The sequence below is a fragment of the Paenibacillus xanthanilyticus genome, assembly GCF_042682185.1.
Classification (GTDB): Bacteria; Bacillota; Bacilli; order Paenibacillales; family Paenibacillaceae; genus Paenibacillus_Z; species Paenibacillus_Z xanthanilyticus.
On the sequence record NZ_JBHUHA010000002.1, the window covers coordinates 2572924 to 2593676 of the forward strand.

At 61.6% G+C, this 20753-nt stretch carries 16 protein-coding genes, 2 pseudogenes and 1 riboswitch; of the genes and pseudogenes, 6 read left to right on the forward strand and 12 right to left on the reverse strand.

Annotation, left to right across the window (positions count from 1 at the left end; all coding sequences use genetic code 11):
- The first annotated feature begins 6 nt into the window (after window positions 1-6).
- The 4 genes and pseudogenes from ACFSKT_RS28840 to ACFSKT_RS28850 all read left to right on the forward strand — a co-directional run bounded on the left by ACFSKT_RS28840 (window position 7) and on the right by ACFSKT_RS28850 (window position 3226).
- Window positions 7-837, forward strand: coding sequence for a CheR family methyltransferase (locus ACFSKT_RS28840; RefSeq protein ID WP_377719206.1), 831 nt, complete (start codon window positions 7-9; stop codon window positions 835-837).
- A gap of 24 nt (window positions 838-861) precedes the next feature.
- A pseudogene (locus ACFSKT_RS32690) lies at window positions 862-1707 on the forward strand (response regulator); the annotation flags it as partial.
- A 66-nt stretch (window positions 1708-1773) separates the two neighbouring features.
- Window positions 1774-2430: pseudogene (locus tag ACFSKT_RS32695) on the forward strand (ATP-binding protein); the annotation flags it as partial.
- A 574-nt stretch (window positions 2431-3004) separates the two neighbouring features.
- Entirely contained in the window at window positions 3005-3226 is a 222-nt protein-coding gene (locus tag ACFSKT_RS28850) for a response regulator (protein WP_377776388.1), read from the forward strand.
- Window positions 3227-3415: 189 nt separating this feature from the next.
- On the opposite strand, the gene ACFSKT_RS28855 is transcribed toward ACFSKT_RS28850, so the two are convergent.
- Entirely contained in the window at window positions 3416-4219 is an 804-nt protein-coding gene (locus tag ACFSKT_RS28855; protein WP_377719207.1) for an SDR family oxidoreductase, read from the reverse strand.
- Window positions 4220-4570: 351 nt separating this feature from the next.
- Window positions 4571-4742: riboswitch (cyclic di-AMP (ydaO/yuaA leader) on the forward strand.
- A gap of 157 nt (window positions 4743-4899) precedes the next feature.
- Between ACFSKT_RS28855 and ACFSKT_RS28860 the strand changes: the two genes are divergently transcribed.
- Window positions 4900-6732 carry an APC family permease gene (locus ACFSKT_RS28860; protein ID WP_377719208.1) on the forward strand — a complete coding sequence of 611 codons (1833 nt, stop codon included), beginning with the start codon at window positions 4900-4902 and terminating at the stop codon, window positions 6730-6732.
- A 436-nt stretch (window positions 6733-7168) separates the two neighbouring features.
- Here the strand turns inward: ACFSKT_RS28860 and ACFSKT_RS28865 are convergent, their stop codons facing one another.
- The 8 genes from ACFSKT_RS28865 to ACFSKT_RS28900 all read right to left on the reverse strand — a co-directional run bounded on the left by ACFSKT_RS28865 (window position 7169) and on the right by ACFSKT_RS28900 (window position 16411).
- A complete protein-coding gene (locus ACFSKT_RS28865) occupies window positions 7169-9034 on the reverse strand; it encodes an LTA synthase family protein (RefSeq protein WP_377719209.1) in 1866 nt (621 codons plus the stop codon).
- A 218-nt stretch (window positions 9035-9252) separates the two neighbouring features.
- Window positions 9253-10278 (reverse strand): NADH:flavin oxidoreductase/NADH oxidase, encoded by a 1026-nt coding sequence (locus ACFSKT_RS28870; protein ID WP_377719210.1) that lies wholly within the window; start codon window positions 10276-10278, stop codon window positions 9253-9255.
- Window positions 10279-10440: 162 nt separating this feature from the next.
- Window positions 10441-10851: a hypothetical protein gene (locus ACFSKT_RS28875; RefSeq protein ID WP_377719211.1), complete on the reverse strand. Its 411-nt coding sequence runs from the start codon at window positions 10849-10851 to the stop codon at window positions 10441-10443.
- Window positions 10848-11294, reverse strand: coding sequence for a LytTR family DNA-binding domain-containing protein (locus ACFSKT_RS28880; RefSeq protein ID WP_377719212.1), 447 nt, complete (start codon window positions 11292-11294; stop codon window positions 10848-10850). The genes ACFSKT_RS28875 and ACFSKT_RS28880 overlap by 4 nt, the downstream gene beginning before the upstream one ends.
- 143 nt (window positions 11295-11437) lie before the next feature.
- Window positions 11438-12190 carry a UMP kinase gene (gene pyrH, locus ACFSKT_RS28885; RefSeq protein WP_377719213.1) on the reverse strand — a complete coding sequence of 251 codons (753 nt, stop codon included), beginning with the start codon at window positions 12188-12190 and terminating at the stop codon, window positions 11438-11440.
- 491 nt (window positions 12191-12681) lie between these two features.
- Window positions 12682-14574, reverse strand: coding sequence for a DEAD/DEAH box helicase (locus ACFSKT_RS28890; RefSeq protein ID WP_377719214.1), 1893 nt, complete (start codon window positions 14572-14574; stop codon window positions 12682-12684).
- Window positions 14575-14658: 84 nt separating this feature from the next.
- The gene (locus ACFSKT_RS28895) at window positions 14659-15744 is read right to left on the reverse strand and encodes a Gfo/Idh/MocA family protein (RefSeq protein ID WP_377719215.1); all 1086 of its coding nucleotides are present in this window, start codon (window positions 15742-15744) and stop codon (window positions 14659-14661) included.
- A 22-nt stretch (window positions 15745-15766) separates the two neighbouring features.
- Window positions 15767-16411: a GntR family transcriptional regulator gene (locus ACFSKT_RS28900; RefSeq protein ID WP_377719216.1), complete on the reverse strand. Its 645-nt coding sequence runs from the start codon at window positions 16409-16411 to the stop codon at window positions 15767-15769.
- A gap of 188 nt (window positions 16412-16599) precedes the next feature.
- Here ACFSKT_RS28900 and ACFSKT_RS28905 point away from each other — a divergent pair, with 188 nt between their 5' ends.
- Window positions 16600-17751 (forward strand): tyrosine-protein phosphatase, encoded by a 1152-nt coding sequence (locus tag ACFSKT_RS28905; RefSeq protein WP_377719217.1) that lies wholly within the window; start codon window positions 16600-16602, stop codon window positions 17749-17751.
- 248 nt (window positions 17752-17999) lie between these two features.
- On the opposite strand, the gene ACFSKT_RS28910 is transcribed toward ACFSKT_RS28905, so the two are convergent.
- The 3 genes from ACFSKT_RS28910 to ACFSKT_RS28920 all read right to left on the reverse strand — a co-directional run bounded on the left by ACFSKT_RS28910 (window position 18000) and on the right by ACFSKT_RS28920 (window position 20741).
- Window positions 18000-19106: a nitric oxide synthase oxygenase gene (locus tag ACFSKT_RS28910; protein ID WP_377719218.1), complete on the reverse strand. Its 1107-nt coding sequence runs from the start codon at window positions 19104-19106 to the stop codon at window positions 18000-18002.
- Between the two features lie 142 nt (window positions 19107-19248).
- Window positions 19249-19722 carry a PAS domain-containing protein gene (locus tag ACFSKT_RS28915; protein WP_377719219.1) on the reverse strand — a complete coding sequence of 158 codons (474 nt, stop codon included), beginning with the start codon at window positions 19720-19722 and terminating at the stop codon, window positions 19249-19251.
- 26 nt (window positions 19723-19748) lie between these two features.
- Window positions 19749-20741: an EAL domain-containing protein gene (locus ACFSKT_RS28920; protein WP_377719220.1), complete on the reverse strand. Its 993-nt coding sequence runs from the start codon at window positions 20739-20741 to the stop codon at window positions 19749-19751.
- Between the last annotated feature and the right edge of the window lie 12 nt (window positions 20742-20753).

Consider the following 20753-nt stretch of genomic DNA (forward strand, 5'->3'; position numbering starts at 1 on the left):
GAATGGATGGATAGCGACGCCAGCGAACGGGAGCGGATCGAGATCACGCTGCTTCTCGAAGGACTCTTTCAACTGTACGGCTATGATTTTCGCAATTACGCGTTCTCCTCGGTACGCCGGCGCATCTGGCACCGCGTCCAGGCGGAACGTCTGCCGAACGTGACGGCGCTCACCGAGCGGATTTTGCACGACCGCGAGACGATGAATCGGCTATTAGCGGATCTGACGATCCATGTCACCGAGATGTTCCGCGATCCGGAAGTATTCCTCGCCTTCCGCCAACATGTCGTGCCGCTGCTGCGGACGTACCCGTTCATTCGGATCTGGCATGCGGGCTGCTCGACGGGCGAGGAAGTTTACTCGATGGCAATCCTGCTCAAAGAGGAAGGCTTATACGACAAAACGCGTATTTACGCGACCGATATGAACGAACGCGTGCTCGATCTCGCGCGGGAAGGCGTATTTCCGATCGATCGGATGCAGACGTTCACCCGCAATTACATGGAGGCCGGCGGCAAAGACGCGTTCAGCCGGTACTATACCGCGCGCTACGACTCCGTCCTGTTCCATTCGGAGCTGAAGGAGAATATCGTCTTTGCCCAGCATAATTTGGTCACGGACCGCTCGTTCAACGAGTTCAACGTCATTTTCTGCCGCAATGTCATGATATATTTCAATAAAGAGCTTCAAAACCATGTGCATAGCCTGCTGTACGACAGTCTCAGCACCTTCGGGGTGCTCGCGCTCGGCACCAAGGAATCGATCAACTTTACGAAGCACGCGGACGCTTATGAAGAATTGGATGCCTACAGCAGGCTGTACCGGAAGATGAAATAGTAGAGGCAGGTGAACGTGAAGGCGATGGTAACATACGACGGACCCATTAACATCCTGCTCGTGGATGACCACCCCGACAATCTGCTCGCGCTGGAGGCCGTTCTCGGCGATTTGAATTACAACCTGGTCAAGTGCCTCTCGGGCGAGGAAGCGCTGCGCAGCTTGCTGCGGGAAGAATTCGCCGTTATTCTGCTGGACGTGCAGATGCCGGAGATGGACGGCTTCGAGACGGCGCGCCTGATCAAAATGAGAGAGAAGACGCGCGAGACGCCGATCATTTTCATTTCCGCCACCAGCAAGGAATCGGAGCACTTCTTCACCGGCTACGAAGTCGGCGCGATCGACTATATGCTCAAGCCTTTCGTGCCCCAGATCCTGCGGACGAAAATCGAAGGCTTCGTGCGGATGTACATCGGCACGAAGACGCTTCAGCTGCAGACCGAGCTGCTCCATCAGAAGACGCGGGAGCTGGAGAAAATGAACCGCGAGCTGATGCGCACCGCCTACCAGCTGAACAAAACGCAGGCGCTCGCCCGCGCCGTGCAGGAGACCAGCAGCGACACGATGGTCACCTTCGACCGCGAAGGGCGCATTCTGGCGGTGAATCCCGCGCTTACGGCGATGTTCGGCTATCTGGAGAGCGAAGTGATCGGGACGCCGATCGAGCACCTGATTCCCTGTTTCGAGGGCGGCGGCTTCAAGGAGCCGGAGGGGGATGCCAAATCCGGCATGCCGACCGGCAAGCGGATCGAGCTGGCGCCGATGCGCAAGGACGGCAGCCGGTTCCCGGCGGAGATTCAGGTCGGCGTCGCCACGGTGGACGACGACCGGATCTACGCCTGCACGATCAGCGATATGACCGAGCGGAAGCAGTTCGAGCTCGACCTCATGAAGGCGAAGGACGCGGCCGAGATCGCGGCGCGCGCGAAGACCGACTTCCTCGCCATGGTCAGCCACGAGATTCGCACGCCGATGAACGGCGTGCTCGGCATGACCGAGCTCCTGCTGGAGACCGGCTTATCGCCCGAGCAGCAGGATTACGCCGAGATTATCCATAAGAGCGGCGATGCATTGCTCTCGGTCATTAACGATATTCTCGATTACGCGAAGATCGAATCCGGCAAGCTCGAGGTCGAAGAGATGCCGTTCCAATTGGACCTCATCGTCTCGGAGACATTCGAGCTGTTCACCGCCAAGACGAAGCAGCTCGGTCTGCATCTTGCATACGAGCTGGATCCCGGGCTGCCAAAGATCGTCATCGGCGACGGACTGAAGCTTCGCCAAGTGCTGATCAATCTGGTCGGCAACGCGGTCAAATTCACCCCGAAGGGCTCCATTAGGGTCGAAGCGAAATTGGGCCGCATGGACGAGGACGCGATCGAAGTGCAATTCGCCGTGCACGACACGGGCGTCGGTATCCCCGAAGAGAAGCTGCCGCTGCTCTTCCAGCCATTCTCGCAAGTGGATACGTCGCTCACCCGGCGTTACGGCGGAACCGGCCTCGGCCTCGCGATCTGCAAGAACCTCGTCGAGCTGATGCGCGGCACGATTCACGTCGAGACGAATGAAGCCGCCGGGGCCACCTTCCGCTTCACGGTCACCGTCAAGCCATATGGCGAGGAAGGCTACTGGAACCAGGAGGAAGGCACCGACCTGACTCCATGGATGACGCCGCCGGGCTGGTTCCATGAGGCGCTGTCCGAAGCGGAACCGACCGTAGGCGCGACCGAGCCCCCGGTTGACGCCCTAACCTTAGTCGGCTCTGCCGATGCGATGGTGCTGGAGGCAAGCGCGGCTACGCCTGGCTTGACCGCTACCCTGCCGGCGGGCACCCCTGCCGCAAGCGCGGGCAGACCGTCCGCCAGAGCCGAGAGGCCGGGCCTGGAAGGCCGGGCGCCTTCGCGCATTCCGGAGATTAGCTTCGCCTCGTTGTTCGAAGCCGGCAGCCGGGAGCTCTCCTGCACGCTCGAGGTTATCCCGGAAGAGACCTCGCCGGCGATCGGCGCCGCGGCGCCGCAGGTGCTGGTCGCCGACGACAACGAGATCAACCAGAAGCTGACAATTGGCATGCTGGAGAAGCTCGGCATCCGGGCCGATGTCGCCGCGGACGGCGGGGGAAGCGGTGGCCAAGTCGGCCGCCAACCGGTATGCGCTCATTCTGATGGATATGCGCATGCCGGTCATGGACGGACTGGAGGCGACCCGGCAGGTGCTCGCCGCGAACGAAGCGCCCCATACGCCGGTGGTCGTCGCCATGACAGCCAACGTCCTGCCTGCCGACCGCCAGCGCTGCCTGGAAGCCGGCATGGCCGATTTTCTGGCCAAACCGCTGCAATTCGAAGCCGTTAAGCGGCTGCTGCAGCGTTACCGTTTGCTTGACACCATGTAGGGTAAGCGAGGATTTTACGGAGGTTTGCATGGCAAGAAGGGCTGTTCCGGCACGTCATCGCGAGATGACGACGTGCGGAAGCAGCCCTTCTTTGGTTGCGGCGTGAATTCGGCCCAGCCGGGACAACGCGTCCGCTGCTTGCATCCGCCAGCCTTCTTTCGCCGGCAAGCGGATGCGGCGGCACGACGCTTAGCCCCGCAGCAGCGACTCCGCGCCGTCGACGAACACTTCGGTCCCCGTGATATGATTCGACTCGTCGGAAGCCAGGAACAGCACCAGATTCGCGACCTGCGCCGGCTTGCCCGGACCATCCTCGAGCGGCTGATCGCCTTCTGGGAACTCCATCGGGATCGTTACCTCGTCAAGCTCCGGCTTGCGGTCCGTGTTCTGGTCGATATGCGTCGTGATGGCGCCCGGGCAGATCGCGTTGACGCGAATGCCGAACTTGGCCAGCTCGAGCGCGGCCATCTTCGTGAAGGCGACTTGTCCGGCCTTGGACGTGCTGTAGGCGCTGAAGCCGATGTTCGAGAAGACGCGGTTGCCGTTGATCGAGCTCGTGACGATGATGCTCCCGCCGTTCTCCTTCAATGCCGGAATCGCGTGTTTCACCGTCAGGAACGTGCCTTTGAGGTTAATATCGATCGTCGTGCCGAATTCCTCCGGCGTCATCGTCTCGATCGGCGCGAGCACGCCGTTGATGCCCGCGTTGGCGAATACGATATCGAGCCGCCCCCATTTCTCGGCCACCTTCCGGTACGCCGCCTCCATGTCTTCGCTGCTCGAAATATCCGCGCCGATCGCAAGCGCTTCGCCGCCCGCCTTCTCGATGCGCGCCAGGACGGCCGATACCCGGTCCTCTTCCCGGTCGAGGAGCGCCACCTTCGCGCCCTGCTCCGCCAGACGCAGCGCCGCGGCGCGTCCGATGCCCGATCCCGCGCCGGTGACGACCGCGACCTTCCCTTCAACTCTCCCCTGCCCGTTTGCTTGTGCCATATCCCCTGCCCCTTCCTAACTAACTTGGACTGTGCTTCCATCTAATACCCGTTTGGTATTTCCCAAAAACACGACCGGCTATTCAGGCAGCCGATTGCTCGCCGCGAGAGAAGCCGCCCGCAGACCGAGGTCTGCCGCATTCCCCCTCGTTTACCGGCCTTGCCTTGTTTGTAGGTCTTCCAGCCCGTTTTCAGCGAAAAGGCGAAAAACGCCGCGATAAAGACAGCTTGGCTGCGATAACGACGCATGTAAGCGCTGCTTCCGTCCGAATCCGCCTTACACCCGGGAGCGGCCGTTTCTTCGTCCTTTTACACCCTGCGCGCCACGGGAGTATGATAGCTTGCGTACAGCATCCAACATTCGCTGAATTTCCGAACAGGAAAACGGGGGAACCAAACGCGACGCCGCAAGCCGGCGCTCGCAGGGGTGAATCGGCATCCGCGCACGAAGCGCGCAGGCCGTAGGGCGACTCTAACCGCCCGAATCCGTCAGCTAACCTCGTAAGCGTTATTAGAGGGGGGTAAAACTTAGGCGTTCGCACGTTGAACGCAGGGGTATTTCCTCTGCGTTATTTGGCATGCCCCCAAACGCGGTCCAGGCGCAGCATTCTTTTGTAAAGCCGTTATTTGGACGCGCGCGGGCGCGGGTAAAGAAATGACAATGACATTCTCCGGGTGGTGATGCGGGTGTTTACTGCACTCAAACGTTTATTGATCGGGCGCCCTCTGAAATCGGCTGAGCTCGGCGAACAAAAACTGAACAAAACGAAGGCGCTGGCGATTCTGTCCTCTGACGCCCTCTCCTCGGTCGCTTACGGACCGGAACAAATTTTAATCGTGCTGATGACCGCCGGCCCCATCGCGTTCTGGTATTCGATTCCGATCGCGATCGGCGTGCTGGTGCTCCTGCTGGCGCTTATTCTGTCGTACCGGCAAATTATCCATGCGTATCCGCACGGCGGCGGCGCCTACGTCGTCTCCAAGGAGAACCTCGGCATCTTGCCCGGGCTCGTGGCCGGCGGCTCGCTGCTCGTCGACTATATCCTCACGGTGGCGGTCAGCGTATCGGCCGGTACGGACGCGATTACGTCCGCCTTTCCGTCGCTGCATGACTATACCGTGCCGATCGCGATCGCGTTCGTTTTGTTTATCACGGTCTTGAATTTGCGCGGGGTGACCGAATCCGCTTCGGTGCTGGCGTACCCCGTCTATCTATTCGTGCTCGCGCTGTTCATCATGATCGGCGTGGGCATCTACGACATCGCCAGCGGCCATGTGCCGCGCGAGCTGCATGCTTCCCTCGGCACGCCCGTCGCGGGTATCAGCCTCTTCCTGCTGCTGAAGGCGTTCGCCTCGGGCAGCTCCGCCCTGACGGGGGTAGAGGCGATCTCCAACGCGATCCCGAACTTCAAGTCGCCCGCGCCCAACAACGCGGCGAAGACGCTCGCCGCGATGGGCCTGCTATTGGCGCTCCTCTTCTCGGGCATCGTCTTCCTGGCGTGGTATTACGGGATTACGCCGCACCCCGAGGTGACGGTCGTCTCGGAGATCGCGGAGCAGACGTTCGGCCGTAACGCGATGTACTTCGTCATCCAAGGCACGACGGCGCTGATCCTCATCCTAGCGGCCAATACCGGCTACTCCGCGTTCCCGCTGCTGGCGGTCAGTCTCGCCAAGGATAAATTCATCCCGCGGATGTTCACCGTGCGCGGCGACCGCCTCGGGTATTCGAACGGTATTCTCATGCTGGGCTTGTCGTCGATTCTGCTCATTATTCTATTCAAGGGCCAGACCGAGCATCTGATTCCGCTCTACGCGGTCGGCGTCTTCATTCCGTTCACGCTGTCGCAGACCGGCATGCTATTGAAGTGGATTCGCGAGAAGCCGAAGGGCTGGGGGCTCAAGCTGGCGATCAACGGCATCGGCGCGCTCATCTGCCTTGTCGTGACGCTGATGTTCTTCTTGACGAAATTCCAGCAGGTCTGGCCGGTATTGGTCTTCCTGCCGCTCATTATTTTGCTCTTCCGCCAGATCCGCAAGCACTACGACGCCGTCGGCGACCAGCTCCGCCTGTCCACGTGCGAACCGCCGATCACGATCGAGGGCAACGTTATTATTGTGCCGGTGGCGGGCATGACCCACGTCGTGGAGAACTCGCTGCGTTATGCCAAATCGCTGAAGCCGGAGCAGATCATCGCCGTCCACGTCCCGTTCGAGCGCGAGGAAGAGGCCGTCTTCGAGGAGAAGTGGAAGCAGTGGCAGCCGGACGTGCGGCTTGTCACGCTGCATTCCCCGTACCGCAGCATCATCCAGCCGCTGACGAAATTCATCGATACGGTGCAGCGTAAAGCGGGCGAGATGAACGTGCAGGTGACCGTCGTCATCCCGCAATTCATTCCGAAGAAAGGCTGGCACCATATTTTGCATAACCAGTCAAGCTTGCTCATCCGCGCGCATCTGCTGTATCGCCGGGACGTCATCATCACGACGGTGCCGTATCATTTGAAGAAATAAGGGGGGCTTCCTCCCCCTTCCCCCTCCGCTGAGGGGAACCAAGCATATGCTTCCGAAGTGCGCTTTCCGTTGGAAAACGCTCAGACTTCGCCCTCTGGACTCCCTATTTCGTGCTGGCATATTTGTTCCCGGTCGGCGGGTTGCTTCGAGCTGGCACGCTTTTGTCCTCGCGGACAAAGCTTCAGTAGACGCTTTTCCTTAACCCAACAGCATGGCCCTCCTAAAGAGGGCAACCAAAGAGCCCGGCCCAGCGTATGCTTCCGAAGCACGTTTTCCGCCAGAACACTCTTAGCTACCTTCGCTTTCGTCCGCTTCCGCGGACGCGCTTTACGTTTTAGTTTCAAAATGGTTAGTTGCATCATTTCCTAAACAGCAAGAAAGCAGGGACCCCATGGGTACCCTGCTTTTTTTATCGTATGGGTGAGACTGCATGCCCCTACTTCTCGCGATCGGGCAGCTGCTCGACGTAGCTGTCCGAATACTTCAGCAGGTTCAGCGCGCTCTCGTAATCTTGCTCCGTCACGCTCTCGACCGGCTTGGCCTCGCCGCCCGTCAGCGGGTATTCCACGCCATCCTCGAACCCGACGCCCGGAATGTACAGCGATTCCCCGCTCAGGAATGAGCCCGACGGCAGGTAGTAGCGCTGCGGGAGCACATTGCGTGTTTTCTGGTTCAGCAGATCCTGTCCAAAATGAATATGGTCCCCCAACGAAATGCCCAGCAGGTTCATCGCCGTCGGCATGACGTCGGACTGGCCGCCGATCTGCTGCTGCCGCGACGGGTACGTCACGTTGTCGCCTGCGATGATGAGCGGGATGTTGATCATGTCATGGTACGTATACGCTCTGCCGTAGATCTCTTCCATCAAGCGCTTGTCGCTGCTGTCGAGGGAGTATTTGGGCAGGCCGAGATGGTCGCCGTAGAGGAGCAGGATGCTGTTCTCCCACACCCCATTGGCCTTCAGCTCCTCGATGAACTTGCCCAGCGCGTAGTCGGCATAGCTCTGCGCGCGGATGTAATCGCCGACGAACGTGTCTTGATATCGCGCCGGCAGCGTGATTTTGTCCTTCTCCGCCGGAATGGAGAACGGGTGGTGCGCCGTCATCGAGATGACGTGCGCATAGAACTTCGTGCCCGCGTCCTGCTTCTGCTTCAGCTCCTCCGCCGTCTTGCGGTAGAGCACTTCGTCCGACGCGCCGAAGAAGACTTTATCCTCTTCGGTGAAGAACGGCTTGTCATAGTAGCGCGTGAAGCCGAGCGCATCGTAAAGATTGTTCCGGTTCCAGAACGCGACATCGTTCGTGTGGAAGCTGTAAGATTCGTAGCCATGCTCCGCCAGCAGCTTCGGCATGCTCGGCAGCGCCTTGTCCGCGTATTGCATCGCGGCCGCGCCGTGCGGCGGAATGTAGAACGACGTATTGACGACGAACTCCGCGTCGGATGTGTTGCCCTGCCCGACCTGCTGGAAGAAATGCGGGAAGTAGAAGTTGTCCCGCGCCAGCTTGTTCATGTTCGGCGTCACTTCCTGGCCTTCGATCTTGAGATCGATCAAGAAATTCTGGAATGCCTCCAGCTGCACGATGATGACGTTGCGTCCTGCGGCGGCACCCGCCAGGTTCGGCGACTGCGGGTCCTGAATGCCTTTCATGGCGTTAATCGCGTCCTGCGTGATCTGGTCGACCGGGACGAGCGGCTCGTCCCGCTGATCGGCGACCGTGAACGCTTCGTAGTTGAGAATGCCCATCTCTTCGGCTTTCTTGATCTCGTTCATGCTGGCCCGGTTCGGCCAAATGTTGAGGAGGCAAAGGGCGGCCGAGACGACGAACAGCACGCTCGCCGTGCTCCGCTTCAATTTACGCGCGCTCAGACTGCGCCAGAGCCGCGAGTTGGCGCTCCGGTAGATCAAGAGCGGAATCAAGATAATATCGGTGAAAATAAACAGGAAATACGGGTCCAGCAGCTCGAACACGCTGTCCTTGACCGCCGTCACCTGATTCACCTGCTCCAGCGCATGGTACGTGACGATGACGCCGAAATATTTGTAGTACATAATGACCGCGAAAAAGATGCTCGTAAACAACAAATTGAGCGCCATGTAATAGAGGAGCTTCCGCTTGGACGCGAACCATTCCAGCAGGCAGAATGCCAGCCAGGCGAACGGCAGCTCCGTGACGAGCGGTTGCCAGGTCGGCGTCGTATCAAAGATGACGAACCAGGCCAAATAGCCTTTCAGGAGCAAAATAATCGTAAAAAAAACGAATGGCCGCGCGCTTATCAGACGATGCGTCGTCGATAAGGACATGCTCGCACCTCCCTATTCCCAAACAATCTGCCTTACGCCGGTAAACCGAATAACCATTGTATATTATGCGCCCGACGTTAGCCGATGTCAAAACGGAAATCTCTCCTCCGTCCTGCGGCCGACGAAGGGATATGCGGCAAAAAGCCATGCTCCCGATCGGAACATGGCTGTTGGCGCGGGCGATGGCCTGTGGAAGTGCGAATGCGTCGAGCCCGCGATTACTCGCCGCGCAAGTACGGCTTCGGCAGAATGCCCCGGCGCGTCTCGCCGTTGGCGCGCAGCGCGTGGTACGCCCAGTACGGGTCGCGCAGCATCGCGCGCCCGACGGCGACCAGATCCGCATCGCCGCTGGCGACGACGGATTCGGCCAGCTTCGGATCGTCGAGGTTGCCGACCGCGATGACCGGCAAGCCGAGCGCTTGCTTGATTTCGCGCGCGAATGCGACTTGATAGCCCGGGTAATTGCCCGGCTTGCGCTTGCCGGCCGGCCCTTCGCCGCCCGAACTGACGTCGAACGCGTCGACGCCCGCCGCTTTGTACTGCTCAAGCACCGGCAGCAAGTCGCTCAATTCGTAGCCGCCGTCGATGTATTCGATGGCCGACACGCGCATGATGAGCGGCATGCCTGCCGGCATCCGGGCCTTCACCGCGCGGATGACCTCGACGCCGAAGCGCGCCTTGTCTTGGCCGTATACGTCCGTCCGATCGTTAATGGACGGCGAGTGGAACTGGTGGATCAGATAGCCGTGGGCGCCGTGGAGCTCGATCGTGTCGACGCCGGCTTCGACCGCGCGGCGCGCGGCGTCCGCGAATTTGGTCACCATGCCCGCGACCTCGTCCTGCGTCAGCGCGCGCGGCACCTTGAAGTTCTCGTCGACGCGCAGCGCCGACGGACCGACCGGCTGGGCGGCGTCTTCGGCCTTGCGCCCGGCGTGGGCGATCTGAATGCCGACCTTCGCGCCGTACTTCTGCGCCTCCTTAATGATGCGGGCGAACGCCGGCACTTGCTCATCCGACCATAGGCCAAGGTCGTGATCGGTGATGCGGCCGTCCGGCTCGACATCGGTCATTTCGATAATAATCAGCCCCGTCCCGCCGATCGCGCGGGAGACGTAATGGACGTAATGCCACTCGTTCGGGATGCCGTCTTTCGCCTCGACGGCGTATTGGCACATCGGCGGCATGACGATCCGGTTTTTGAGCGTAAGATTGCCCAGTGTGAACGGTTGATCCAAGTACGGCATGAGAAAGCGACACTCCCATCACAATTTAGTTTTGTAAGTAACCTATTAATATTTAGAATTGTACACGATGCCGGGAGGAAAGCGCAACGCGCGCAGGCGCCAGGGGAAGGCGACCGGCGGAAATTGAAAAAGACCGCCTAAGAGCAGTCTTTCGCGAACGATCTATTTGAACCGCTTATTCAGCTCGTCGGCGCTCCGCTTGCTTTCTGATTTCGCGTAGAAGTAGAAGGCCGCCGTATGCAGCACAAGGGACAACACGAGCATGCCCGGCCACCACGCGATCACGCTGTCGTACATCTCCCGCGAGAACAACCAGACCATCGTAAGGCCGCCGGCGATATTCAAGGTCGAGGCGATCAGGATGTTCCACGCCGGCTTCAACGTGAAGTAATTCCACAGCGCGTTATACATCATGCCGAACAGGAAGGCGGCGATCAAGGCAATGCCCGCGGCGCTCCACAGATAGGACGTCGTGATCGGTTGATCCTTATAGAACAAGGATAGCAGCAGCGTGACCCATAGCGACGTCAAGGTGAAGGTTTGAAAGAACGACTGTCTCAACTCTTTGATCATGAACGTTTCCCCCTAAATGATTTCATATAGTGACGGCTGACGAAATAGCTCGACCCATCCTGCAGGATGACCTCCACCCTTGCGTGCTCCGTCGAGAAAAACTCTTGAATGTACCGGGTGTTAATGATGGTTTGGTTGTTGATTTTGAGAAACTCGGCGGGGTCCATCTCCTCCTCCACATATTTCAATCTTTTATTCAACAGGTACATCTCGCCGGTAATGAGACGCACGCTGGACATCCGATCCTCCGATTGAATGACCGCGATGGCGCTTCGCGCAACCTCGACGTTGCGGCCGTTCTTCGCGTTGATGACGACAATCTTGTGCTCCATGCCGCGAATCGCGTGCTCGATTTTGCTCCAGTCCGCTTGTTCCGCGGGGTTGGTGATGATTTTGGCGAGCTTCCTCTCGAGGCTCGCGTCCGATCCGAATATGACTTTCACGGGCCAGCTCCTCCTCTCAAACCCATCATATAAGCCATCGCTGGTCAAAACTACCTTTTTTCGCTTTGTTGCACAATGCTGTAGGTTTGTTGCATGGCGCACAAAGAAGCCCAGCTCCCAAAGAGGGGCTGGGCTTGGCAAGACTATGCCGGCAATTCGTCGTCGTAGGCCAACTCGCTCTCGCTGCTGATCAGCGTGCCCGCCTCGCGGCCCTCGCACACCGCCCGCAGCGATCCGGCCGTATCGAAGCCGACGACGTGGATCGGCAGCCGGTAATCGCGCGCCAGAATGAACGCGGACTGGTCCATCACCTTCAAATCATGGCGCAGCACGTCGTCGTAATGCAGCGTCCGGAACTTGCGCAGATGCAGCTCCTTCTTCGGATCCCCCGTCAGCACCCCGTCCACGCCCTGCTTGGCGACGATGAGCGCCTCGCTGTTCACCTCGATCGCCCGCTGCACGGACGGATAATCGGTCGTCACGAACGGCTGGCCGTTGCCGCCGGCGAAGATGACGATATACCCTTTCTCTAGATGATGGATCGCCCGCAGCCGGATGTACGGCTCGGCCACGGCCGAGATCGGGACCGCCGACATGACCCGGACCTCGCGATTCGTCTTGGCCTTTAGCACTCCGCGCATCATGAGGCTGTTCACGACAGTCGCCAGCGTCCCGATGTTGTCCGCCTCCGCGCGCTCGATGCCCCAGTTGTCGGCCAGATTGCCGCGGAAAATGTTCCCCCCGCCGATGACCACCGATACTTCGACGCCCAGCTCCAGCACCGACATGATTTCGTCCGCGATGCGGTTCATCCGCGCCGGATCGAAGCCCGAACCGCCCTCGCCGGCGACCGCGCCGCCGCTTAGTTTAATGAGCACCCGTTTGTATTTCACCATATTGCGTGCACCTCCTGGATTTTAAGGGAAATAAAAAACACCAAAGCCATGGCTGGCCTTGGTGTTGCATTGGAAAAGGAAAGAAAGAGAGCGGATTTGCGTTTGCGCGCCATCATCTTCCTCATCTTTCCATCCCTCCCAAATGTTCTTTGCAGAAGAGAATACCGCATTGGGCGCCGAAAGGCAACGGCCCGCCGCCGAATTGGGCGATAGGTCCTAGCGAAATAAGGACGGACCTACGTCGGCAGAAGGCATTTAGCTTACTTCCAGTTTCGCCTCAGATACTACTTAGGAACGAGCGTGATCATAGAGTCATCCAAACGCTTGGAGAGAGGTCACTATTGCTCCGGCACTGCCTTCTCCGTCGCCAATAGTCGGTGGTCGCTGCTGCTACTCGCCACGAGCCGGGCCGTCGCCGCTCCCGATCCGCACACCAAAAAACGCGTGGATCGTCATGTCGACGTTCCACGCGTTCTGCCGTTCCCTACCGCTTACCGCCCGCGGCGCTGCGGACGACCGCTCTTGCCGGCCGCGCCGCCGCCGCGTCTGCCGCCGGCCGGAGCCGAGCCGCGGCCGCTCTTCTGGCCGCCCGCGGAACCGCCGCCTTGACGGGCCGAACCGCCGCGAGCGCCGCCGCCTTCACGGCCGCCGCCCCAAATGCCCGTGCGCGCCTTGCCTGTCGCGCCGATCTCCCCGCCGCGCACAACGCCGGTATCCTGACGCGCCCAGCCGCCTGCACGGCCCGTCTGCTCCTCACGCTCGCCGCGGCTGCCCGCCGCCGCGCGGCCGCGTGCCGAACCCGCCTCTTGGCGGAAAGCCCAGCCGCCCGAGCGGCCGGCCGATTCCTCGCGCTCGCCGCGTCCGCGAGCCGAGCCCGCTTCCGGACGCCCAGCCCGACCGCCGCCGCGGACGGCCGCGCCTTCACGCTCGCCACGTCCACCGGCCGCCCGACCGCCGGCCGCGCGACCGCGAACCGGCGCCTCGCCGCGCTCGGCGCGCGCCGCCGCGTCTTGGCGTCCCGCCCAGCCGCTGATCGTCTCCTCCAGCTGCGCGACGCTGCGTCCGGCGCCTGCCGCGCCGCGTCCGCCCTTGGCGCCTGCGCGCCCGCCGGCCGAACGATCACGGTCGCCGCGTCCGCCGGAGCGACCCGGCGCATCCGCGCCGCGGCGCGGCTTCCGGTCGCCTTTGCCGTCGTCGGCGCGGCGCTTGCCGCCCGCCTTCGCCGAGCTGCTCTCGGTCCGGGCCGCAACCGCGACCTTCGTGCCGTCGACGCGGCGGCGCTCCAGCGTCTGCCCGATACCGCGCTCGATCGCTTCGACCGCATGCCCGTCGCGCGGCGTCGCGAACGTCACCGCGAGCCCTTCCGCGCCGGCGCGGCCCGTGCGGCCGATCCGGTGGATATAGCTCTCGACGTCATGCGGCACGTCGTAGTTATAGACGTGCGTGACGCCTTCCACGTCGAGGCCGCGCGCCGCGATATCGGTCGCGACCAAGAACTGCAGCTTCGCTTCGCGGAACCGCTTCATGACCTGCTCGCGCTTCGCCTGCGACAAGTCGCCATGCAGCTCGTCCGACATGTAGCCGGCTTCCTGCAGCGCCTCGTTCAGCGCGACCGCGCGGCGCTTGGTCCGGCAGAAGATCATCGCCAAATATGGTGTGTTCTCGTGCATCATCCGGATGAGCGCATCCTGCTTGCCGCGGTCGGTCGTCTCGATGACGAGCTGGCGAATGCCTTTGACCGTCACCTTCGGCGCCTTTACCGTGATGTCCTTCGGATCGCGCATGAAGCGCGCCGCGAGCGAGCGGACGCCCTGCGGCATCGTCGCCGAGAACAGCATCGTCTGCCGGCGCGTCGGAATGCCCGAAATAATCTGCTCCACCTCGTTCAAGAAGCCCATGTGCAGCATTTGATCGGCCTCGTCCAGGACCAGCATCGACACGCCCCCGAGCGTGATCGTCTCCCGGCGCAGGTGATCGAGCAGACGCCCCGGCGTCGCCACCGCGATGTGCACGCCGTTCTCGAGCTTGCGCATCTGCGCTTCGACGTCTTGACCGCCGTAGACCGCGAGCACGCGGAAGCCGGCTTCCTTATCCAGCCAACGCTTGAGCTCCGTCGTGATCTGCAGCGCAAGCTCGCGCGTCGGCGTCAGGATGAGTCCCTGCAGCTTCGGCTTCTTCGGATCGAGCTTCGCCAGCATCGGCAGCAGGAACGCGAGCGTCTTGCCCGTCCCGGTCTGCGCTTGGCATACGACGTCCTCCCCGCGCAGAATGACCGGAATCGCGCCCTCCTGAATCGGCGTCGGCTCCACGATGCCTCCGCTGCGCAGCGCCGCCGCCTGCTCCTGTGATATCCCTAGTTGTACAAAATCCGCCAAAATGGCCACCTCATTTATCTATTCTTGCTCATACGCTCCGATAACAAGCCCACAGCTCCCTTTATCGTACCACAAAAGCATCCATAAGACCCTTTATTCCCGAATTGCCCACGGCATAGCCTTCGTGCGGACTGTTTCGCCCGTCTCAAGCGCCTGCTGCATCATCAGCGACAAATAATGATCCTGCGCCGCCTCCGCGAAGCTGTAGAAGGAAGGGCCGCCTTCCGCATACTCGCCCATGCGCGCGAGCACCGTCGCGATCGCGATTTCATCGTCCGAGAGCCGGCCGGGCGCGAACGGATTGCGGTACGCCCACTCCGCTCCGAGCGTCACGCCCGCATGGTAATAGCCTTCCAAATTGCCGCCGTGCCCTGTATCTACCCGTGTCAGCGCCATCCGAAGCGGCGTCCGGTAATCCGCCAGATAGCGGACCTCGTCGTCCTTAATCTCGCCGCGCCCCCCGCGTACGAGCAGGCGGTTGCTCCGAATCCAGGAGAAATATTGCTCCTTGGCAAAATCGAACACCGCCGCGCGCCCATCGTCGAAGCGGAAAATCGCCAAGTCCTGCACCGAATCGGCCACCGTCTCCGACGCCGGAGGCCCGCCGCGGCCCGGTCCGCCGATCAAGGGCGCGCTGAACCGCTCGCCCCGGATGACCGCGTCCTCGAAGCCAAGGCCAAGGAACTGGCGGATCAAGCTTACGCCATGATACGCGTGCGCCGACGACACCTGCACGTGCGACACCTCGCCCAGCTTGCCCGAGCGGACTACCGCCAGCCGTGCCGCATGCATCGGCTGGAACAAATACTGCTCCGCCACCTGGACCCGCGCGGCGGCGCCGATGCGCGCGTGAAGCGCGAGCAGCTCGTCCAGTCCCTCGGCCGGCGGCGTCTCCGCTAACACCGGCACGCCGGCCTCCGCCAGCGCCGCGATGTAATCCGGGCAGACGCTCCTCGAGACCGATACGACCGCAAAGGCGAAATCCCGGCTCCGCAGGAATGCCTCCATATCCCGCACCGTCGGCACGCCCCACCGCGCCGTCAGCGCCGTGCCCTTCTCCTCGCTGCGGACGAGCATCCGCGTAATTTCGAACCGCTCCGGCATCGCCTCGGCGATGCGCAAATAAAACTCGGCGCGCCAGCCGCCGCCCACGATCCCGAATTTGATTTTCCCCGTCATGTTCCTCATCCCCGATTCTTCGTTAAAAGTGTCCCGCCCGGAACGCCCGCTCCCGGACGGCTGCGTAGCTGTCCAGCGCCGCTTGCCGCAGCGCGCCGTAGTCGCCCGCCTTGATCAGCTCCATCATCCGCTCGTTCACCGCATCGGACGAGAAGTGCTCCTGATGCGGGGTGCGCTTGAAATTCACGATCGCGGCCATCATCAGCTTGTCCCGGCACTCTTCCATGATTTTTAGCATGAATTGGTTGTTCGATGCCGCCAAGTAAAGGGTTGTGAAAGCTAGCGAATGCTCCATATGCGCCGCGTAATCGCCTCGCGCCGTCGCCGCACGCTGCTGCTCCAGCGTCTGCTCCATCGCCGGAATGTTGAAGCCTCCGCCCCGCTGCACGATGGTCTCGGCGGTGAACGCCTGCATGCCGGCGATCGTCTCGAACATATCGAGCACCGCCTTGCCGGAGAGCTCCTTGACCAGAATGCCGCGATTCTTCAGCGACACGACGAACCCTTCCGTCTCCAGCCGCGACAGCGCCGTGCGCACCGGCGTCCGGCTCATGCCGAATTCGGCGGCCAGCTCGTTCTCGGACAGCAGCATCCCCGGCATAAGCTCCGCCTGCACCAATTTGGCGCGCAGCCCGGCATAGATGTGATCCGCCAATGAAATCGTCATTCTCCAATCCTCATTTCCACGATCTGTTAACAAAATTGTACGTTTTGTCCCGCCCGCTTGCAAGCAAGCCCCCGTTTAACGAAACCTACACATGTCCTTGACGATCCGGAAACATACCGTCCGCATAATACAACTTGTATACCGGTTACATACCCACACATACCTATATAATGGAGGAATTGTTCACCATGCTGAAAAAATCCGTGCTGCTCAGCGCAGCGATCGCCTTCTCCCTCACTCCCGCGGCCGCCTTCGCGGCCGGGAAAACCGCCGTTCCCGCCGCCAATGCCGTTACCGCCGCGACGAAGCAAGGCGCCTTCACCGACGCCAGCGTCGTCCGCAAGGCCGACGGCTCGCTCCTCATCCGCTGGAACGCAAGCGCCGACCTCGGCGCCGCGAAAGTCTATTGGAGCACCAGCCCGAATGGCGGTTGGAAAGAGCTCGCCAAGACGTACGCGCGGTACAACGGCTTCGCAGCGGCCGATCCGAGCCCGGGCAGCCCGGTTTATTTCAAAATCAAAGGCGGAAGCGGCGCGACCATCGTCACCTCGGAACGCAAGCTGCCGCTGAAGGGCGTCACGAACTTCCGCGATCTCGGCGGCTACCGCACGACGGACGGACGCACCGTCAAGTGGGGCAAGCTGTTCCGCGCCGACGAGATGGCCGCGCTGACGGAAGCCGACATCGCCTTCTTGCAGAAGCTCGGGCTCAAGACCAACGTCGACTACCGGACGAGCAGCGAAGTGAAGGCCAAGCCGGACCCGGTCATCGCCGGCGTGACGTACGTGAGCAATCCCGCGTTCAACGAAGCCGAAGGCAGCGGCGACGACAGCAGCGGCACGGACATCGTCTCGCTCATCAGCTCCGGCCATCTCGACCAACTAGGCGAGCCGGGCGACTTGCTGATTCAGGCCAATCGCCAAATGGTGCAAAATCCGGAAGCGTTCAAGACGCTCTTCGAGCTGATCCTCGATCCGGCGAACCAAGCATTGGTCCAGCACTGCACCGCCGGCAAAGACCGCACGGGCTTCGGCTCGGCGCTCATCCTGCTCGCGCTCGGCGTGCCGAAGGAGACGGTCGTGGAGGATTTCCTGCTCAGCAACACCTACCGCGAGGCGTATAACAAAGCGGCGGTCGACGGCATCGTGAAGCAGCTGAAGCTGACGGACGAGAAGACGATCGAGGTATTCAAGGCGCTCATGGACGTGCGTCCGGAATATATCGAAGCGGCGTTCGATGAGATCGACAAGACGTACGGCTCGGTGGACGGCTTCCTGGAGAAGGCGATTGGCCTGACGGCGGAGAAGCGCGCGCAATTGAAGAAGCTGTATCTAGAGTAGGGGGGTCCCCCTCACCTTTGATTTTCCTCACCCCCAATTCTACCTCCCCCCACCCCCTCCGCCGAGGGGGATCCAAGGGCTTTGCCCTCTGGACTCCCTTTTCGCGAAAATGTGGTCGTTTGGTGGTCGGCGGTTGCTTTCGTGCGCGGCACGCTCTTGTCCTTACGGACAAAGCTTACTCTTGCGTACAAGAGAACAAAAGGCAGTGGCAGCTCTCCGCTGGCACTGCCTTGTTCATTTCCCTGGCGTTAAGCCATCTCATCCTGCGCAAAATAATTCGGCGTCCGCTCGGTGGCATCGTAGCGGCTGTGGAACACGTGCGTCGTCGCCGGGGAGAGCGGCGGGATCAACCACGACCACCGTCCGGTGACGTCGCGGCCTTTCTGCGCCTCCTGCTCCTCGAACCGGGCGAACTGCTTGGCCGCCGTATGGTGGTCGACGATCGAGACGCCTTGCTCCTTGTACGAATGGAGCACGGCCGCGTTCAGCTCCACGAGCGCCTTGTCCCGCCACAGCGTCGCCTCGCTCCGCGTATCCAGCCCCATCAGCTCCGCCATGCGCGGCAGCAGGTTGTAGCGGAAGCCGTCGGCGAGGTTGCGTGCGCCGATCTCCGTCCCCATGTACCAGCCGTTGAACGGCGCCGCCGTGTACGACAGGCCGCCGATCGCAAGCCGCATGTTCGCGACGAACGGGACGGCGTACCATTTGAGCCCCAGCTCCCCGAACGCCGGGAGGTCCGGGTGGCGCAGCGGCACCTCCAGCACGAGCTCCTCCGGCATCTCGTACAGCTTCGGCGCGCCGCCGCCCGCTTGCAGGATGAGCGGCAGTACGTCGAACGCGGTGCCCGCTCCGCGCCAGCCCATCGCCTCGCACCGCTTCGTCAGTCCGACCGATATGGGATCGCCGAGCACCGTCCCATCCGCCCGCTCGTAGCCCGCGTAGCGGACGAGCTGCGCGTTCCAGATCCGCGGTCCCGCGCCGTTCGCGTCTGCCGGGGCGAAGATCGTGATGGCCGGACGTACGCGGCCTTCGTTCGTCGCGTACGCCATATGGCGGTAGATCGCCTCCGCCATGCCGTCGCTATCCGCGACGCCGCGCGCGTCGAAGACGTGCAGCGTCTCCCAGAATAGCCGCCCGATGCACCGGTTGCTGTTGCGCCACGCCATTTTGGCGCCGTGGACTAGCTCCTCCGGCGTATGCGTATAGGTGCCTGCACGCGCAATAGAGGCGCGCACGTCGCTCACCCTTGCCGCCGTCTCCAGCTCCGTGCGGCCAAGCTCCCGGTAACAGCTCTCGATGAAGCGTACCGCTTCCTCGGCCAGCTCTTCATGCCGAGCCGTCTCACACTGCTCCACTTCGGTCACCTTCTCTTGTTGGTTGTCGGAGGGGCCTCTGGCGTCCCACCGGAATTATCCCCATTATATAACAAAGAGGCCCCGTCTTCCGGGGCCTGCAGGTGGCGACTTGATGGCGAAATTGTTCATATTCGGTGACAGCTCAATCGCGCTGCCACGTGACGTCGCGGAACTCGGCGATCCAGATGTCGTCGCCGTCTTCGCCGCGTACCAGCGGCCTTACGGTCACGACGACATCGACCTTTTGGCCATCCTTCGCGATACGCACGGTCTCGACGCCGGCGACCATCTCGCCGTTCAGCGCCCGGGCGTGCCGATCCGCGATGCCGGGCAGCTCGGATGCCGGCACGATCGGGCATTCGTACGCGAGCGTGTGCTCGACCTCTTCTCTCGTATAACCGAACATCGTTTCGAAGGTACGGTTGACGCGCAGTATCATTCCTTCGCGGTTCAGCAGAATGATCGCATCCGGGTGATAGTCCAAGTAGGCGGCCAGCCTGCTGTCCGGCAGACCGTTCGTCCGTGGTGCCCGGACACGCGTTCCGCTCGGATGCCACTTCCGCTTCCAAATGAGTTCCATTCCGACTTGCCCGATTGTTTCGCGGCTTACGGCCATGCCTTCATCTCCCGTCTTGAACGACGTTAACCCTGCTCCTTCGCAACAGGCGCAGGCTTGCCGAACAGATAACCTTGAAATAGCTCGAATCCCGCTTGGCGCAGCCAGTCATAATCCTCCGGCGCCTCTACGCCTTCCGCCAGGGGCACGGCGCCGGTCTCGCGCGCGGCAGCGAGCATCTTGAGCGCGACTTCCTGCTTCTGCGGATCGTCCGCCACGCCGCGCACATAGCCCATGTCGAGCTTCATGTAATGCGGCCGAAGCTCGCGCAGCATCTCCACCGTGCTGAAGCCTTCGCCCACGTCGTCCAGCGCATACTGGAAGCCCCGCTGGCGATAATAATCGAGAATGCGCTTCAGATGGTTCAGGTCCTCCACGTATTCGGTCTCCACCACTTCGAAGACGAAGCGAGACGGATCGATGCCAAGCTCCCCGGCCAGCGCGACCGTGGACCGCAAGCAATGCTCCGGCGCATAGATCGACGTAGGGATGAAGTTGATGAATACTTTGCCCGGCAGCTCGGCGCACTTCACGGCCGACATGCGGCACACCCGATCGAGCGCGAACAGCCGTCCCCGCGCCTTCGCGGCCCGGAACACTTCGCCCGGCGGCGCCAGCGTCCCGTCCTCCCGCGCGAACCGGGACAATATTTCGTGCGCGAACAGCTTGCCCTCCCGGTCCAGAATCGGCTGGCAATACGGCACGACGCGCCCCTCAAAGACGATGGAATCGATCCACCGCGCGTCCAGCAGCGGCGCCAGCGCCTCGAACGGCCGTTGCTCGCCCTCTCCGTCCAGCTGGAACGTCATCCGCGACGTATCCATATGATCCCGGCAAAAGTCTATGAAATCCGCCATGCCCGATTCGCGGACCGTAACCATGCCTTCCTCTTCCTTGGCTATAACGCCCGCAGCCCGCATGAACGGCAAGATTTCCTGCATCACATTTTCATTTGCGCCCGTTCCCGCCGTCACCCGATAATGCAGTTCTCCGGGCAGGCAGCTCCGACATTCCGACATGGATGTACACCG

Excerpts from the sequence above, each read along its gene's own strand:
- ACFSKT_RS28840 (WP_377719206.1), top strand. The coding sequence starts at position 7 with ATGGATAGCGACGCCAGCGAACGGGAGCGGATCGAGATCACGCTGCTT.
- ACFSKT_RS28850 (WP_377776388.1), top strand. The coding sequence starts at position 3,005 with ATGCGCATGCCGGTCATGGACGGACTGGAGGCGACCCGGCAGGTGCTC.
- ACFSKT_RS28855 (WP_377719207.1), bottom strand. The coding sequence starts at position 4,219 with ATGGCACAAGCAAACGGGCAGGGGAGAGTTGAAGGGAAGGTCGCGGTC.
- ACFSKT_RS28860 (WP_377719208.1), top strand. The coding sequence starts at position 4,900 with ATGCGGGTGTTTACTGCACTCAAACGTTTATTGATCGGGCGCCCTCTG.
- ACFSKT_RS28865 (WP_377719209.1), bottom strand. The coding sequence starts at position 9,034 with ATGTCCTTATCGACGACGCATCGTCTGATAAGCGCGCGGCCATTCGTT.
- ACFSKT_RS28870 (WP_377719210.1), bottom strand. The coding sequence starts at position 10,278 with ATGCCGTACTTGGATCAACCGTTCACACTGGGCAATCTTACGCTCAAA.
- ACFSKT_RS28875 (WP_377719211.1), bottom strand. The coding sequence starts at position 10,851 with ATGATCAAAGAGTTGAGACAGTCGTTCTTTCAAACCTTCACCTTGACG.
- pyrH (WP_377719213.1), bottom strand. The coding sequence starts at position 12,190 with ATGGTGAAATACAAACGGGTGCTCATTAAACTAAGCGGCGGCGCGGTC.
- ACFSKT_RS28895 (WP_377719215.1), bottom strand. The coding sequence starts at position 15,744 with ATGACGGGGAAAATCAAATTCGGGATCGTGGGCGGCGGCTGGCGCGCC.
- ACFSKT_RS28900 (WP_377719216.1), bottom strand. The coding sequence starts at position 16,411 with ATGACGATTTCATTGGCGGATCACATCTATGCCGGGCTGCGCGCCAAA.
- ACFSKT_RS28905 (WP_377719217.1), top strand. The coding sequence starts at position 16,600 with ATGCTGAAAAAATCCGTGCTGCTCAGCGCAGCGATCGCCTTCTCCCTC.
- ACFSKT_RS28915 (WP_377719219.1), bottom strand. The coding sequence starts at position 19,722 with ATGGCCGTAAGCCGCGAAACAATCGGGCAAGTCGGAATGGAACTCATT.
- ACFSKT_RS28920 (WP_377719220.1), bottom strand. The coding sequence starts at position 20,741 with ATGTCGGAATGTCGGAGCTGCCTGCCCGGAGAACTGCATTATCGGGTG.